The sequence below is a fragment of the Bacteroides fragilis NCTC 9343 genome (assembly GCF_000025985.1).
Classification (GTDB): Bacteria; Bacteroidota; Bacteroidia; order Bacteroidales; family Bacteroidaceae; genus Bacteroides; species Bacteroides fragilis.
The window spans coordinates 1,936,995-1,953,564 of sequence record NC_003228.3 but is presented as its reverse complement, the minus strand read 5'-3'; the positions used below and the strand labels follow the sequence as shown (position 1 = coordinate 1,953,564).

Below are 16,570 nucleotides of genomic sequence, written 5' to 3'. Positions count from 1 at the left end.
TATCGGCACACCGAATAATCATTTACTTCTCTATTCTGACTTCGAAACCTTGTTCACTTAATGATTTTACCGCCTTCTCAATAGCTTCATAATGTTCAGGAGCTATGCCCAGTTCAGGCAGATTCAAAACCGGAAAATCATCGGCAATATTCATGTCTTTCTTTTCCACACGATCGATAATCATTCCCACAGCACTGGTATTATTGGTTATCGGATCGATCAGGATAAACGAACCGCACGATTTATTCTTCCGGTACGGATCAAAGAACAGTTCTTTAGCTGTAGTAAACACCACACGTGCAATTTCGTTCAAAGACAAAAAGGGAACAGACGAATGTTCCATCGTATTGACATCCACTTTATATTTTATGCTGTCGATACGCGTGCGGCTGACATTCGTTGTCTGCTTAATAAAGAACGATTTGTTGATATCCATCGGTTCTTCATCCATCCACACCAACATTGCTTCAAAATTACGGTCCACAACAGGCAAATTATCCGGATGAACCAACATTTCCCCTCTTGAGACATCTATCTCGTCTTCAAGTGTCAGTGTGACCGACTGTGGGGGAAAAGCATAATCCAGCTCACCATCAAAAGTAACGATACTCTTCACATGAGATACTTTACCGGAAGGCAAAGCCATTACTTTGTCTCCCTTGCGTATGATTCCGGATGCCACCTTACCACAGAATCCCCTGAAGTCGAGGTTCGGACGAAGTACATACTGTACCGGAAAGCGGAAATCACTAAAGTTATTATCGCTGTCGATATGGACTGTTTCCAGAAAATCGAGCAAGGAAAGTCCTTCATACCACGGAGTTCTTTCCGACTTATCCACCACATTGTCTCCATCGAGTGCGGACAGTGGAATACAAGTCACATCGGGAATCCCCAAGGGAGCTACAAACTTCTTATACTCTGCTACAATCTCATTGAAACGCTCTTCCGAAAAATCTACCAGGTCCATCTTGTTGACAGCCAACACTACATGCTTGATTCCCAACAGAGATACCAGAAATGTATGACGTCTTGTCTGAGTAATTACTCCCATACGGGCATCTACCAGAATAATAGCCAGATTGGCGGTCGAACCGCCGGTTATCATATTACGGGTATACTGTTCGTGCCCCGGAGTATCAGCAATGATAAATTTACGGTTATTGGTAGAAAAGTAGCGATAAGCCACATCAATCGTAATGCCCTGTTCACGCTCTGCTTTCAAGCCATCCAGCAACAAGGCATAATCAATGTGTTCGCCGGCATTGCCCAACCGCTTGCTATCACGCTCCAATGCATCAAGCTGATCCTCATACAATTTTTTGCTATCGAACAGCAAACGTCCGATCAATGTAGACTTTCCGTCATCTACCGAACCTGCTGTCAACAGACGAAGCAAATCCTTCTGTTCGTCCTTATCCAGAAATGCTTTTATATCTAATTTATCTGCCATAGTTGTAATGTTTAAAAATATCCTTCGCGTTTCTTCTGTTCCATGCTACCTTCCTGGTCGAAATCGATAACACGGGTCGTACGTTCGCTCTTAGTGGTAGTCATCATCTCTTCAACAATCTTCTCAATGGTGTCGGCCTCACTTTCGACAGCACCGGTCAACGGCCAACATCCCAATGTACGGAAACGTACCATTTTCATTTCGATCTGATCACGATATTTTTCCGGCAGACGTTCATCATCAGCCATAATCAAGTTACCGTCCATCTGCACCACAGGACGCTCTTTGGCATAATACAACGGTACAATCGGAATATTCTCCAAACGAATGTACTGCCAGATATCCAGTTCGGTCCAGTTACTCAACGGGAATACACGTATACTTTCACCCTTATGTACACGGGCATTGTAGATATCCCACAATTCGGGACGCTGGTTTTTGGGATCCCATTGATGGAACTTATCACGGAAAGAGAATATACGCTCTTTAGCACGCGATTTCTCTTCATCGCGGCGAGCACCTCCGAAGGCAGCATCAAATTTATATTTATCCAACGCACGCAGCAAAGCCTGTGTTTTCATCAAGTCTGTATGCACCTTACTGCCATGCGTAAAAGGCCCTACCCCTGCATGAAAAGCTTCCATATTGCTTTCCACAATCAGATTCCAGCCATACTTTTTGGCATATTCGTCACGGAACTGAATCATTTCCTTAAATTTCCACTTTGAATCGATATGCATCAAAGGAAACGGTACTTTGCCCGGATAAAAAGCTTTTTCGGCAAGGCGTACCATAACCGAAGAATCCTTCCCGATGCTATACAGCATGACCGGATTCTCAAACTCCGCCGCCACTTCGCGGATAATATGGATAGACTCGGCTTCGAGTTCTTTCAAGTGGCTTAACTTATATTCTTCTTTCATTTTTATGATTATTTCTTCATCTATATTTTATTCATGTCTGCTTACCCGAGGCAACACAATTTCCAGCAATCGATTGACAGACTCCTCAAGTGACAATACGGAAGTGTCAAGTGACAAAGCCGGATGTTCGGGAGCTTCGAAAGGGGCGGATATTCCGGTAAAGTTTTTTATTTCTCCCCGACGAGCTTTGGCATACAATCCCTTTACGTCCCGCTTTTCACATTCGGCGAGCGGAGTGCTGACAAATATTTCCAGAAAGTCATCCGGTCCGACAATGCGGGCAGCCATCTCACGGATATCGTTGTTAGGGCTGATGAAAGCAGCAATTGTAATAATGCCTGTATCAATAAAAAGTTTCGAAACCTCGGCTATACGGCGTATGTTTTCTACCCGGTCAGTTTCGGAAAAGCCCAGATTATTGTTGATGCCTGTACGGATGTTATCTCCATCCAAGATACGACACAACAATCCGCGTTTATGCAGTTCGCGTTCCAAAGCGATGGCAATGGTACTCTTACCCGATCCGCTCAACCCGGTAAACCAGATCATCACACCACGCTGTTTCAAGAGTTCTTCTTTATCCTGCCGGGTCAGCATCCGGTCGAATATCGGATATATATTATTATTTTCTTCCATTATAATATGTTAGATGTTGTTTCAATTACTAAAACGGCCAGATTAAAGGGATCAGAAATATGGAAATCAGGAATGTTATAAGATTTAATGGCAATCCGATCCTGACAAAATCCATAAACTTATAGTTGCCGATACCCTGTACTATTAAATTTGTCTGATAACCGATCGGTGTAGAAAAACTGGCAGATGCAGCCATACAAATGACCACAAAGAACGGTGTAGGGTCGACACCCAACTGGACCGAAAGCGACAGAGCCAACGGAAAAGCCAATGCAGCAGCGGCATTGTTTGTTATCAGCTCCGTAAACAAATTGGTGATAATAAATAAAACTGCCAGTAATACATGCGGGCCATAGTCATGGCTCATGCCGATTATAAATCCTGCAACCTTATCGGCCACACCCGAATTTACCATTGCTTTACTGATAGCAAAAGCACAAGCGATCGTAATCAAGATATCCCAGGAAATATATTTAGTGTATTTACGTGCCGGAAAAATTTTAGTCCAAGCCATGATAATGGTAGTGACAGAAACAAAGAAGAACATATCCAACTTCATGTCCGGAAACATTTCTTTCACTACCGGAAGCTCACCGATAGTAGCACCGGCAATCATCAGGATCAGCAGAATCAATGCAAACCAACGTTTTCCTTTTCCCGGTATCGGTTCATTATCATTTCCGTTAGCCAACAGCACAAACACGGAAGATTCTCCCCAAGTGGGTATGAACGTGTCATCCGCCATTACCACCAACGTATCTCCTTCACGCAAGATCACTTCTTCAAGGTTGTTGATGAACCGCTGTCCGTTACGTTTCTTTATTTCTTTAACTTCGGCACCATAGTGACGTTTAAAATTAAACTCTCCCAAAGTTTTGTTGATACCCGGGAAACGGGCACCAAGTACTGCCTCCACGCGGTGAAGCTTATCGCCTTCTTCTACTTCTTCATCGGGCACAGCTGTATCGGGGCGTGCATCCGGAAGCAGTTTCTTAGAAAAAGCAAACAGATAAATAATACCGGCTATTGCAATAAAGATACCCACTTTGCCCAATTCGAACATGGTAAATCCTTCATGACCGGATTCCAATATCATTCCATGCACAACCAGGTTGGTAGATGTACCGATCAAAGTGCAGATACCTCCCAATATAGTTACGTACGAAAGAGGAATTAGAAATTTAGTGGCAGGTAAATGGACTGTCCGTGCCCATCGTTTAATAATCGGGGCAAAAATGACAACTACCGGAGTATTGTTCAGAAAAGCGGAAATAAAAGCGACCGCAGGCAATAAGCGTAATTGTGCCCGGAAGACCGTCGTCCGTTTCTGAGGAAGCAACTTCTTGACAACCTGCCCCAACGCTCCCGACTGCCTGATACCTTCACTGACCAAAAAAAGCAGGGCCACGGTTATCATCCCTTTATTACTGAATCCTTCGAGCATTTCCTTCGGAGTCAAAATACCCGCACAGAGAAACAACACCACTACAGAGAAAAGTATCATGCCGGGACGCATTTTGTCCAAGATCAAAGCAATTACCATCCCTAATAAGGATAACAGCACAAATGCAATTTCAAATGTCATAAACGCAAACAATTAGTGGTTTACCTTCTCTTCTCAACAATAAACCAGGGATTCAGTAAATCTTCTTTATTATACTGCAAAGGAACATCTTTTTTATCCGCCTGATAAATTTCCATTCCCGCAGCGCGCGCAATGGCATGCCCGGCAGCAGTATCCCACTCCATCGTAGGAGCAAAACGGGGATAAACATCCGCTTTACCTTCGGCAACCAAACATATTTTAATAGAACTGCCGCTGGAAATCAACTCGACATGTTTGTGTTCTTGCTTCACCGCATCAATGTACGCTTCGGTCTCCGGAGTCAGGTGTGAACGGGAAGCCACTACTACAAATCGATCCCGCTGCAGGTCTTGCGGCAACCGTACGGAAGCAGCTACCAGCTTATCGAGTGTTGCATCGTCTTCTAAAGTCGTAATGCCCGACAGCTTGTAGGCACCGATTTCCTGACCGGCAAAGTAAAGTTCTTTTTTGACCGGTAAATAAATCACTCCGATAATGGGAACTCCGGCTTTCACTAACGCAATATTTACCGTAAACTCACCGTTTCGCTTGATAAACTCTTTCGTACCATCCAATGGATCGACAATCCACATCACATCCCAATTGCGACGGGTATCATACTCTAAATGTTTCCCCTCTTCGCTCAGTACGGGAAAAGGAGTTTCGTTCAGAATGGTGGCAATTGTTACGTGTGCTTTCCGGTCAGCAATAGTCAAAGGAGAGTGATCCGCTTTCCGCTCTATTTCGAAGTCCGAAGCCGGATCGGTATAAATAGACAATATTTCCTCCCCCGCCTTCAGGGCTGCATCAACAGCGACAAATAAGTATTTATGTTCCATTTTATTACGCTTTAACGACCTTGTTTCCTACAAGGCATAATATCCCCCATTTAATAGAGGTACAAAAGTAAAAACTTTATCTCTTTAAAAAGTTTTTAAACAGCTAATTATAACTTCTTTTAGTAGAAAAGGGCAAAACTCTAAAAAACCTTTCATCGCTGATGCCGGTTGAGTACATCACTAATTAACATTGTTAAGTCTTTGCTCCCTATTATTGGTTCTCTATACACAAATAACACCTCTTTTACATTCAAACAACAAGTCTTTTGAATGTAAAGAAGCAGATTTAACACAATGTTAAACCTAAGCTTTCCAAAGCTTCAAACAAACAATTGTAAATATCTGGTTCCAAAACAAATAGAATATCAAATCATTCTCCGTTCGAGTTTTTTCTTCCTCAGGTTCCCAAAGAGACAGTTGTTATTTAAGTAACCATATACTCTTTCAATATTTTTCCAATAGTATAAAATTATCTCAAGTCATGCCGTTTTTATATTAATCTTTCAGATTATGCATACAAAGCATTCACATATCCTTGCGAATATATTTTTTTTTCATAACTTTACATCATTCTATCAAAAAGGACTATAAAATTATTCAAAACCATCAATAATAACTAATCATAATCCCTACCACAATGAAGAAAAGTATTATTCTGTTATTCATCAGTTTACTTTTATCCCCGCTATGCATAAAGGCACATCAACCCGAATTCTCCACTGCCGGATTTTTCCGGCTGGCAGACTCCGGACGAGACGTCTATTCCATGAATCCTGCATGGCGTTTTTATAAAGGAAATTGCCCCGGAGCTGAAACCGGAAATTTCGACGACCGGTCATGGACAGTAGTTTCTCTGCCTCATGGTATCGAATATCTGCCTACAGAAGCAAGCGGCTGTATCAATTACCAAGGCGAAGTCTGGTATCGCAAACACTTTACACCGGATGCGGCATTGAAAGGTAAAAAACTTTTTTTACATTTTGAGGCAATTATGGGCAAAAGCAAAATATACGTAAACGGTAAATTGCTAGCCGAACATTTCGGTGGTTATCTGCCGGTGGTCGTCGATGTAACTGATGCATTGGAATTTGGAAAGGAAAACCTGATCGCCGTATGGGCTGACAATAGCAATGACCCCAACTATCCTCCCGGAAAACAACAGGAAGTGCTGGACTTCACTTATTTCGGAGGAATATATCGGGATTGCTGGTTGATAGCACACAATCAGGTATTCATCACCGATCCGAATTATGAGAACGAAGAAGCTGGCGGAGGACTATTTGTCGCTTATAACAATGTATCGGACCACTCTGCCGAAGTATTACTGAAAATACAGATTCGCAACTCCGGGAGAAAAGCTTTCAAAGGTGTAGTCGAATACGAACTTCAGCAACCGGACGGACAACAAGTGGCTTCTCTAAACTCCGTCATCCGGATCAAGCCCGGAAAATCAACCTATTCATCAGATAAGCTGACCGTAAAGGGTCCGATGCTATGGAGTCCGGAAAATCCGGCATTATATAACCTGATCGTTCGTATCCGTGACGAAAAGGGCAATCCGATAGATGGTTACCGGCGCCGGATCGGAATACGCAGTATCGAATTCAAAGGAGAAGATGGATTCTGGCTGAACGGTAAACCTTATGAAGCTCCGTTAATCGGAGCCAACCGGCACCAGGATTTCGCAATTGTGGGCAATGCGGTACCTAACAGTATTCACTGGCGGGATGCCAAAAAGCTGAGAGATGCCGGAATGAAAGTAATTCGTAATGCTCACTGCCCGCAAGACCCGGCCTTCATGGATGCTTGTGATGAATTGGGATTATTTGTAATCGTCAATACCCCGGGCTGGCAATTCTGGAATGATGCCCCGGTCTTTGCACAGCGGGTATACAGCGATATCCGTAACCTGGTTCGTCGAGACCGCAATCATCCTTGCGTATGGATGTGGGAACCGATCTTGAACGAGACATGGTATCCGGCAGATTTCGCCCGGAACGCACATGACATTGTAGAGGCAGAATATCCATATCCCTATTGTTATAGCGGATGCGATAGCGAAGCCAAAGGGAAAGAACATTTCCAGATACTTTTTACCCATCCGCTCAATGGAGACGGAGGAGCCTATTCGACTAACGATATCAAGAAACAGCTGACTTACTTCACACGTGAATGGGGTGACAATGTGGATGACTGGAACTCGCACAATTCTCCCAGTCGCGTAGCACGCAACTGGGGAGAGCAGGCCATGCTTATACAAGCACAGCACTATGCCCGTCCATCCTACAAATACACCAGCTATGATGCTCTTTACCGCACTCCGCGGCAACATGTAGGAGGCTGCCTCTGGCACTCGTTCGATCATCAGCGCGGCTATCATCCCGATCCCTTCTACGGAGGTGTCATGGACGTATTCCGCCAACCGAAGTATTCTTATTACATGTTTATGGCACAACGGTCGCCCATAAAAGAAGAGCGCCTTTTCCAAACCGGTCCAATGGTTTATATCGCCCATGAAATGACACCGTTCTCCGGCAAAGATGTCACCGTCTATTCGAACTGTGACGAAGTAAGACTCACTTATCTCAAAGGCGGACAAACGCAAACCTATGTACATAAACAGGAAAAAGAAGGAATGCCCCACCCCGTCATCACATTCGAGAATGTATACGACTTCATGAAAGATAAAGCACTTTCACGCCAAGGTAAACAAGCTGACGTTTACTTATTGGCAGAAGGATTGATTGACGGTAAAGTAGTCGCTACCCACAAAGTGGCTCCGGCACGACGTCCCGAAAAGCTGCTCCTTTGGGTAGACAATGAAGGAACAGACCTGAAAGCCGACGGTTCTGACTTCGTCACAGTCATAGCTGCCGTTGCCGACAAAGATGGAAATATCAAACGCTTAAACAACTATACCATCAAATTTCAAATAGAAGGTGAAGGACGTATTTTAGGCGGAGCAGGCAATTTGGCTAACCCGGCCCCTATCCGTTGGGGAACAGCCCCGATATTAGTTCAGTCTACTTTGAAACCCGGAAAAATAAAAATCACAGCCAGTGTCTTGTTCGAAGGCTCGCAGATGCCAAGCAGTGCCGTGCTGGAATTGGAAAGTAAACCGGGAGACTTCCCCCAGATATACGACCGGGAAGAGTCAGCACTTATTCCGAACTTCACCGGACAAGAGGCAGCAAACGCCCTGGCTCCAAAATCAGAGGCGGCATTGGAAAAAGAAAGACTACAGAAAGCTGAAAATGCTGCCAAGCTAAAAGAAGTAGAGCAACAGCAGGAAGAGTTCGGTGAGAAAAAGTAATCATATTCCTATTTACTAAAGGAGAAATGTGTCAAAACTCACCACAGGAGACACAGAGTAACACAGAGCCGATTTTAAGTTATTGATTATTAATAAAAAAACTCTGTGATACTCTGTGTTACTCCGTGGTGAAAAGAGTTATGACTTTACCTTTGCACCGACAGATATGCTTGATGCCTTATAGGGCGATATCCTTTAGATCAGATTCCCCTGCCCTACTTAAAACAACTGTTTATATAGGCATGAAAAGAATTACAGCCTTATCTTTTTTGCAATAAAAAATGTATAGCCATAATACTCTTTATACTTATGGTACAGTTCTTCTTCAATGGATTGAAGCATACTAAATTCCTCAGCAATTTTATTTCCGGCATATTTAGTTAAAAAAATCTTCTGAGCTGCAACTTTGGGGGTAAAGTAATGATCTGTCCAACAATTTTCAGGCAGAATAAATGTAGCGACAGGAAGATAGCCTGCCTTGTGAATTTTGGCTACTTGATTAGGAATCGTATCGATTTCGGGATATGCATCCATCCAGAAGTCATTGATTTCCGCCGGACGTTCGTCCGTAAACCATGAACATTCAGAAACTGCAAGATACCCTCCTTTCTTCAAATACTTACGCCATTCATTCAATCCCCGTTCAAAACCAATATTATAGATAGCCCCTTCCGACCAAATCAAGTCTAACTCTTCATTTCGGAAAGGAAGATCATCCATGGAACCGACAATGCCTGTCACCCTGTTTTGCAAGCCCGACTGTCTTGCATTACGATTGAAAATATCAATAAAGCCGGAAAGAAAATCGAGTCCTGTAACCTGCCCCGTCACATGACCGGCCAATACCATGGTCTGACCTCCGGTTCCACAGCCGATATCGGCGATAAGGGATTTTTCAGTGAGATTATCTATAAAACTCAATGCTTTCAATGTTACCTCAGGACTTCCGGGACCCTGTCGTTCCATATTGGAAAAAAAATCGCAGATTAAATTAAGTTCGAAATCGTGAATTGTTTTATTTTCGTTACTCATTATCTTAATATATTTCGCATACACGAAAAGCATAGTAATACTTTCAGCATTGCATGCAGATTAAACTTGAATTATAATAATAAAGAATTGCTCCCGAAAAGAGTTTTCCGAGAGAAGACGAAAGGACAATCTGTTGCAAAAAAACAGATTGTTTACAAAACCAAATCCGATCTAAGAGTATTTGTCATGCCGCAAAGATACATAATATTTTGAGAACCTGTTTTAATGTTATCAATAAAAAGTGTATCTACCCAAGTGGTGAAACAAAAAAGAAGGCATCCTTCACAGGATACCTTCTTTACCGGGAGACAACATCCGTCACTCCCGAAATTACCAAAAAGATTTTTTTATTAATAGATTCTATATAACAACCAGGCGCCCTGGAAGTCTTTTCTACTAGGATATTTAGCCTTGAAAGCATCACGTGCCTGCGCAGCAGAAGCCCTATCGGCAAATGTATTTACAATCACACGATACATAGCTGTCTCAGCATTAAAAGCAATGGTTGCATTATAACCTTCTTTGTCCAGAAAATCTTTCAGACCTTCTGCATTTGCTTTCAAACCGAAGCTACCGCATACTACGCTATAATCTTTCAATCCATCAGCACCTGAAACAACTGTTACCTTTTCCTGACGAACGCCTGCAGCATTATCAACAGCCTTTTTAGTTTCTACCGGAGCAGCAACTACCGGAGTAACTTCTACGGGAGCTTCTACCTGAGGCTCAGCCAATTCCTGTTGTTTAGCTTTCTCGTATGCCTTTTTATAAGCGCTTTCGCTGGATTTACATGAAGCAAATGCCAAGGCAACGCATACGCCCATCCCTAATACTACTAATTTTTTCATAATCTATACACATTTAGTTAATAATCTTGTATCCATTCTTTTGAAGGGGACAAAATAATAGAATTTTTATCACCCCACAAAACAATCTTCCTAAAAAACACTTTTTTAGATACCTCAGCAGTCTTTTTTCTTATAAGAAATCGTACCGGTTGCCTGATAAGTGGGCATCACCAGCACTTCTGCTATCTGTATATGTTCGGGAGCAGAGGCAGCATAATAAACTGTTTCAGCTATGTCGTCTCCAGTCAACGGACGAATACCCTTATAAAAAGCATCGGCAGCATCCTTATCTCCACGATAACGGACAACCGTAAAATTAGTTTCCACCATTCCCGGTTTTATGTTTGTCACACGAAGCGGAGTATCTACCAAATCAATACGCAAACCGTCCGAAAGTGCTTTGACAGCGGCTTTAGTGGCGCAATATACGCTTCCGCCGGGATAAGCCGCATCACCAGCTATCGAACCGATATTGATGATATGCCCGTGTCCGCGTTCCACCATTCCGGGAACCACTATACGCGTCATAGCCAACAAGGCTTTTATATTAGTATCAATCACAATATCCCATTCGTCCAAGTTTCCCTCAAATTCTTTATCTACACCAATCACAAGACCGGCATTGTTCACCAATACATCAATACGTTTCCACTCTTCTGGTAAAGAAGCCAGCGCCATGGTCGCTGCATTCCGATCACGTACATCAAACGGCAACAGGCAGATACGTACTCCGTATTTAGCTTCCAGTTCTACTTTCAACTCTTCAAGTTTTGCCACGTTACGGGCATTCAGAATCAAATCCGAACCTTGCGAAGCAAACTTACGCGCACATCCTTCACCAATGCCACTGCTTGCTCCCGTTATAAAAACGATTTTACCTTTCATTTCTTCTTATACAAATTTAGATTACTTATATAATGAAAGGCAAAAGTACGCTTAAACCTCCGATGATATGCCCTTCACCTTAGTTAAATAAGATTAAAGCATTACAGAAAAAAGGATTTACGTCTTACGATTACCCTATCTTTGTGCTATATAACATAACAGAGCCGAGAGGCTCATTCAATTATTGTACATGACATTTGAAAATTTGAATTTGATAGAGCCTATCTTAAAGGCTTTAAGACAAGAGGGTTACACCTCTCCCACCCCAATACAAGAACAGTCAATCCCCATTTTACTTCAAGGAAAAGATTTATTAGGTTGTGCTCAAACAGGTACCGGTAAAACAGCTGCTTTTTCTATCCCTATCTTGCAAAAATTGTATAAAACCGACCATCGTAAAGGTATCAAGGCACTTGTGCTGACGCCAACCCGGGAACTTGCAATTCAGATAGGTGAAAGTTTCGAAGCATACGGACGGTATACCGGTCTGAAACATGCCGTAATCTTTGGAGGAGTAGGACAGAAACCACAGACTGACGCTCTACGGAGCGGTATTCAGATACTGGTTGCCACTCCTGGCAGATTATTGGATTTGATATCACAGGGATTTATCTCCCTGAGTTCACTTGATTTTTTTGTATTGGACGAAGCAGACCGTATGCTGGACATGGGATTTATCCATGACATCAAACGCATCCTGAAACTGCTACCGGCCCGAAGACAAACTTTGTTTTTTTCGGCGACCATGCCACCGGAAATAGAAACGTTGGCAAATTCGATGTTGACTAAACCGGAGAAAGTGGAAGTGACCCCGGCCTCTTCGACTGTGGACATCATCTCACAGCAGGTCTATTTCGTCGAGAAAAAAGAAAAAAAGGACTTGCTGATCCATCTGTTGAAAGATACATCAATCGAGTCGGTACTTATCTTTACGCGTACAAAATACGGAGCCGACAAATTGGCACGTGTACTGACTAAAGCCGGTATCGGAGCTGAAGCGATACATGGTAACAAAACTCAAAATGCACGCCAGCGTGCTTTGACCAATTTTAAGAACCATACCCTTCGCGCCTTGATAGCAACCGACATTGCTGCACGCGGCATCGATGTAGACCAATTATCACACGTAATCAATTACGAGTTGCCCAATGTTCCGGAAACTTACGTGCACCGCATCGGTCGTACCGGACGTGCCGGACATGAAGGAGTGGCCATCTCTTTCTGCGAATCAGAAGAACTGCCCTACTTAAAAGATATCCAAAAGTTGATAGGGAAAAACATCCCGGTGGTAAAAGACCACCCGTTTGTCACGACCGAAGGTATCAAGGCCCAGGAAGAAAAGCAGGAAGAAATCAAGGTTAAAGCCAAAGCCAACAAAACATACCGCGGGAGCCGGGCTAATGGCGACTTCTGGAGACGGAAAAAGCAAAAAACAAATCAACCGTCTTCCACCAAACAGGAAAAAAGGAAATAGATACTCTCGGATTCAGACAAAAACAATCCTGCCCGAAGGGTATGCCACCATTCACCACAGAGTAGTACAGATCAAGCTTAATCTATTGATAACTAATAACATTTATCTGCATAGGCCTGTATAATCTGTGGTGAATGAGAGTTTCAGCACATCCTCCCAAACGCCGCCCGGCATTTACATTAAGATTACTTCTGATTTTAAGCTGAGTATTTTTTTTCTAAAAAAATTAAGGCAAACAGAACAAGTTTTCAATAAAAATGTTAGCTTTGTAATATGATCATTTAAAAACAAAAGATTATGAAAGGACTTAATGTATTAGCAGCTTTTCTGGGTGGTGCAGCCGTTGGTGCAGCCCTGGGTATTTTATTCGCTCCTGAAAAAGGAGAAGATACTCGTCACAAAATCGCAGAGATTCTTCGCAAAAAAGGTATCAAGCTGAATCGTAACGAAATGGAAAACCTCGTTGATGAAATTGCAGCTGAAATCAAAGGCGAAGTAATTGACTAAATGAACAAGATCAAAACAGAGCTATCATGTTTACAGACGATAAAAGCATTGAAAATATCCAGCAGCTGTTTGCTGAGTTCAAGAAGTTCCTTGTACTCCAGAAAGAATATACCAAACTGGAATTAACGGAAAAGTTAACTATACTCTTATCCACGTTAATAATGATTTTAGTGCTCACTATCTTAGGTATGGTAGCCCTGTTTTATCTGCTTTTTGCCCTGGCTTATATTCTTGAGCCGTTAGTAGGCGGTTTGATGGTAAGTTTCGGCATCATAGCAGGCATCAATGTTTTATTGATTGCCATCATTTATTTTTTCCGCAGGCAACTTATCATTTCGCCGATGGTAAATTTCCTTGCAAACCTATTTCTCAACGACTCCAATAAAAAATGAAGCAATGAACAACAGCACACCTACTCCAAAGAAAATTACGCTGGAAGACATTGCTCAGCGTAAACAAGAAGTGTTGCAGGAAATCTGTGACCAGAAACAAGCCATGGCGGATACCACCCGCCGAATTTTCGCCCCCCTTGCACCTGCCGCCTCCGGTGGTAATGCGTTAATGCGCTCTTTCAGTACCGGTATGGCCATTTTTGACGGTGTCATGCTGGGTATGAAAATGATCCGTAAAGTTCGCGGACTCTTCCGAAAAAGATATTAAAAAAACACCCGGACATACATCATTGCATATCCGGGCGTCTAATATAAATACGTTGAAGAATGTCCTTACACGTATGTTTCCAATAACTTCACATTCCCTTCTTGAGGCACAATGGTCAATTCCTGAGTAGTGGCAGGAAGCAAAACAGTTTCTCCTGCACCCAGTCGCACTTCGTTGCCTTCATTATCTGTCATCAGGCAAGAGCCTTCTATACAAATAAAGATTACGAATGAATCCAGCTCCGAATAATCACAGCTGATCTGTTCACTCATATCATAAACCGAAGTCGTGAAATAAGGACATGCCACCAACTCAACCGGTTCATCTTTCAAAGGTTCATATTTGGTACGATAGTCATCGAGCACTTCATAATTGATCGCATCAAGTGCCTGGCTGGTATGCAATTCACGTGTTTTTCCATTAGCGTCTTTACGATTAAAATCATAAATACGGTAAGTGATATCCGACGTCTGCTGAATTTCGGCAATAAATGCCCCGGCACCAATACTGTGAATACGCCCTGCAGGCAGGAAGAAAACATCTCCCGGATGAATTTCATATTCCTGAAGAACATCTGTAATTGTATTATTATGCACGCGGTCTTTATATTCTTTCGGTGTAATCTGTTCAGAAAATCCCGAACGCAGTTTGGCTCCTTCGTCAGCACCCACTACATACCACATTTCAGTTTTACCTTTTGAGTTGTGGCGTTTTTTAGCCAGTTCATCAGTGGGATGCACCTGTATAGACAAGTCTTGCTTCGCATCAATGAACTTTATCAGCAAAGGAAACTCATTGCCAAAACGGGCATAGTTTGCTTCGCCTACCAGTTCCTCACGGTATTTTTTCACCATATCGGTCAGTGTAAGGCCTTTATCCGGGCCGTTAGCTACGACAGATTCGTTGTTCTCTACGCCGGATATTTCCCAGCTTTCCCCAACTCCCTTCAAATCATCATTCAAATGCTTGAACGGGATAATTTTGTCGCCCCCCCAAAGCGTCTGCTTCAGAATGGGTTCGAATTTTAACGGATACATTTTTGTTTTTCTTGTTATAAACTTAGATTAAAAACTCATGATTTTAACAATCAAGGGACAAACATACGAAAAATATCAAATAATACACAAAATCCGGGCTTTTAATTAAAACTAACATGAATTTTTTATCTTCGCATTACAACTTAGGATGCTTTCACGGAAAACGCTAAACTTTCCTAAATCGCCGAACAGATTTACAAAGAATAATTTGGGAGAACGAAAGAATTTCCCTTTATTTGCAAGAAATTTTAATAATACCAGACATGATTAACACATTCCCAACTGAAGGAAATCGGTCAGGGCTCAGCCGGAAAGATTTTCAAAAGGATATAAACGATAAGAAAACCGATTTGTTTATCCTCAAAAACAAGAAAGGAATGGAAGTTGCCGTAACAAACTACGGATGCGCCATTCTATCTATCATGGTTCCGGATAAAGACGGAAAATATGCCAATGTTGTACTCAGCTATGGTACACTGGATGCACTGATGCACGGACCGGAACCTTTCTTAAGTACCACTATCGGACGTTATGGCAATCGCATCGCCAAAGGTAAATTCACCCTGTATGGCGAAGAACATAGTCTCACGATCAACAACGGTCCCAACTCACTTCATGGTGGCCCCACCGGATTTCACGCCAGAGTATGGGATGCCGAGCAACTTGAAGAAGGGGTGATCCGATTCAACTATACTTCCGCTGACGGAGAAGAGGGCTTCCCCGGTAATCTGGAAGTTGAAATGACTTATCGCCTTGAAGAAGAAGAGAATGCGATTGTCATCGAATACCGTGCCACTACAGACAAAGCAACAGTCGTAAACCTGACCAATCACGGTTTCTTCAACCTGGCAGGAACAGCCAATCCTACTCCGACTGTAGAAAATAACATCGTCACAATCAACGCAGATTTTTATACTCCGATCGATGAAGTATCCATCCCGACAGGAGAAATAGCCAAAGTGGAAGGAACTCCGATGGATTTCCGTACCCCACATACTGTTGGCGAACGAATCAATGACAAATTCCAGCAACTTATATACGGTGCCGGCTATGACCATTGCTATGTATTGAACAAGGCAGAAACAGGTTCTCTCGACCTGGCAGCTACCTGCAAAGAGCCCAACAGCGGACGCATCATGGAGGTATATACCACAGAAGCCGGCGTACAATTATACACAGGCAACTGGCTGGGCGGCTTCGAAGGAACAAACGGAGCTACTTTCCCCGCACGAAGCGCTATCTGCTTCGAAGCTCAATGCTTCCCCGACACACCGAATAAAGCACACTTCCCGTCGGCTACTTTACTGCCGGGCGATGAATACCAGCAGGTAACCATCTATAAATTCGGAGTTGAAAAATAAATAAGGAAATAACTAAC

15 protein-coding genes are annotated in these 16,570 nt (G+C 42.8%); 6 read left to right on the top strand and 9 right to left on the bottom strand.

Annotation, left to right across the window (positions count from 1 at the left end; translation table 11 throughout):
• Positions 1-22: 22 nt before the first annotated feature.
• The 5 genes from cysN to cysQ are packed head-to-tail and all read right to left on the bottom strand — an operon-like array spanning position 23 to position 5,436.
• Positions 23-1,453 (bottom strand): sulfate adenylyltransferase subunit CysN, encoded by a 1,431-nt coding sequence (gene cysN / locus BF9343_RS07735; RefSeq protein ID WP_009291996.1) that lies wholly within the window; start codon positions 1,451-1,453, stop codon positions 23-25.
• Between the two features lie 11 nt (positions 1,454-1,464).
• The gene (cysD, locus tag BF9343_RS07730) at positions 1,465-2,376 is read right to left on the bottom strand and encodes a sulfate adenylyltransferase subunit CysD (protein WP_005776455.1); all 912 of its coding nucleotides are present in this window, start codon (positions 2,374-2,376) and stop codon (positions 1,465-1,467) included.
• A 27-nt stretch (positions 2,377-2,403) separates the two neighbouring features.
• On the bottom strand, positions 2,404-3,012 hold the full coding sequence (gene cysC, locus BF9343_RS07725) for an adenylyl-sulfate kinase (RefSeq protein WP_008659391.1): 609 nt from the start codon (positions 3,010-3,012) through the stop codon (positions 2,404-2,406).
• A 28-nt stretch (positions 3,013-3,040) separates the two neighbouring features.
• A complete protein-coding gene (locus BF9343_RS07720) occupies positions 3,041-4,597 on the bottom strand; it encodes an SLC13 family permease (RefSeq protein ID WP_005786530.1) in 1,557 nt (518 codons plus the stop codon).
• 20 nt (positions 4,598-4,617) lie between these two features.
• A complete protein-coding gene (gene cysQ, locus BF9343_RS07715; protein ID WP_005786528.1) occupies positions 4,618-5,436 on the bottom strand; it encodes a 3'(2'),5'-bisphosphate nucleotidase CysQ in 819 nt (272 codons plus the stop codon).
• 637 nt (positions 5,437-6,073) lie between these two features.
• Between cysQ and BF9343_RS07710 the strand changes: the two genes are divergently transcribed.
• Positions 6,074-8,749 (top strand): glycoside hydrolase family 2 protein, encoded by a 2,676-nt coding sequence (locus tag BF9343_RS07710; RefSeq protein ID WP_010992619.1) that lies wholly within the window; start codon positions 6,074-6,076, stop codon positions 8,747-8,749.
• A 252-nt stretch (positions 8,750-9,001) separates the two neighbouring features.
• Here BF9343_RS07710 and BF9343_RS07705 read toward each other — a convergent pair whose 3' ends face one another.
• From BF9343_RS07705 to BF9343_RS07695, 3 genes are all read right to left on the bottom strand, one after another.
• Positions 9,002-9,814: a class I SAM-dependent methyltransferase gene (locus BF9343_RS07705; RefSeq protein ID WP_008659386.1), complete on the bottom strand. Its 813-nt coding sequence runs from the start codon at positions 9,812-9,814 to the stop codon at positions 9,002-9,004.
• A 317-nt stretch (positions 9,815-10,131) separates the two neighbouring features.
• Positions 10,132-10,629: an SPOR domain-containing protein gene (locus tag BF9343_RS07700; protein WP_005786521.1), complete on the bottom strand. Its 498-nt coding sequence runs from the start codon at positions 10,627-10,629 to the stop codon at positions 10,132-10,134.
• Between the two features lie 114 nt (positions 10,630-10,743).
• Positions 10,744-11,514 carry an SDR family NAD(P)-dependent oxidoreductase gene (locus BF9343_RS07695; protein ID WP_005786519.1) on the bottom strand — a complete coding sequence of 257 codons (771 nt, stop codon included), beginning with the start codon at positions 11,512-11,514 and terminating at the stop codon, positions 10,744-10,746.
• A gap of 190 nt (positions 11,515-11,704) precedes the next feature.
• Between BF9343_RS07695 and BF9343_RS07690 the strand changes: the two genes are divergently transcribed.
• The 4 genes from BF9343_RS07690 (at position 11,705) to BF9343_RS07675 (ending at position 14,155) form a co-directional block, all read left to right on the top strand.
• Positions 11,705-12,988 carry a DEAD/DEAH box helicase gene (locus tag BF9343_RS07690; protein ID WP_005786517.1) on the top strand — a complete coding sequence of 428 codons (1,284 nt, stop codon included), beginning with the start codon at positions 11,705-11,707 and terminating at the stop codon, positions 12,986-12,988.
• A gap of 297 nt (positions 12,989-13,285) precedes the next feature.
• Positions 13,286-13,495 (top strand): YtxH domain-containing protein, encoded by a 210-nt coding sequence (locus tag BF9343_RS07685; RefSeq protein ID WP_005776445.1) that lies wholly within the window; start codon positions 13,286-13,288, stop codon positions 13,493-13,495.
• 26 nt (positions 13,496-13,521) lie between these two features.
• Positions 13,522-13,887 carry a phage holin family protein gene (locus BF9343_RS07680; RefSeq protein WP_005786515.1) on the top strand — a complete coding sequence of 122 codons (366 nt, stop codon included), beginning with the start codon at positions 13,522-13,524 and terminating at the stop codon, positions 13,885-13,887.
• A gap of 4 nt (positions 13,888-13,891) precedes the next feature.
• The gene (locus BF9343_RS07675) at positions 13,892-14,155 is read left to right on the top strand and encodes a hypothetical protein (protein ID WP_005800631.1); all 264 of its coding nucleotides are present in this window, start codon (positions 13,892-13,894) and stop codon (positions 14,153-14,155) included.
• Between the two features lie 65 nt (positions 14,156-14,220).
• On the opposite strand, the gene BF9343_RS07670 is transcribed toward BF9343_RS07675, so the two are convergent.
• Positions 14,221-15,192, bottom strand: coding sequence for a type I phosphomannose isomerase catalytic subunit (locus BF9343_RS07670; protein ID WP_005786511.1), 972 nt, complete (start codon positions 15,190-15,192; stop codon positions 14,221-14,223).
• Positions 15,193-15,455: 263 nt separating this feature from the next.
• On the opposite strand from BF9343_RS07670, the gene BF9343_RS07665 reads away from it, so the two are divergent.
• Positions 15,456-16,553: an aldose epimerase family protein gene (locus BF9343_RS07665; protein WP_032575204.1), complete on the top strand. Its 1,098-nt coding sequence runs from the start codon at positions 15,456-15,458 to the stop codon at positions 16,551-16,553.
• Positions 16,554-16,570: the final 17 nt, after the last annotated feature.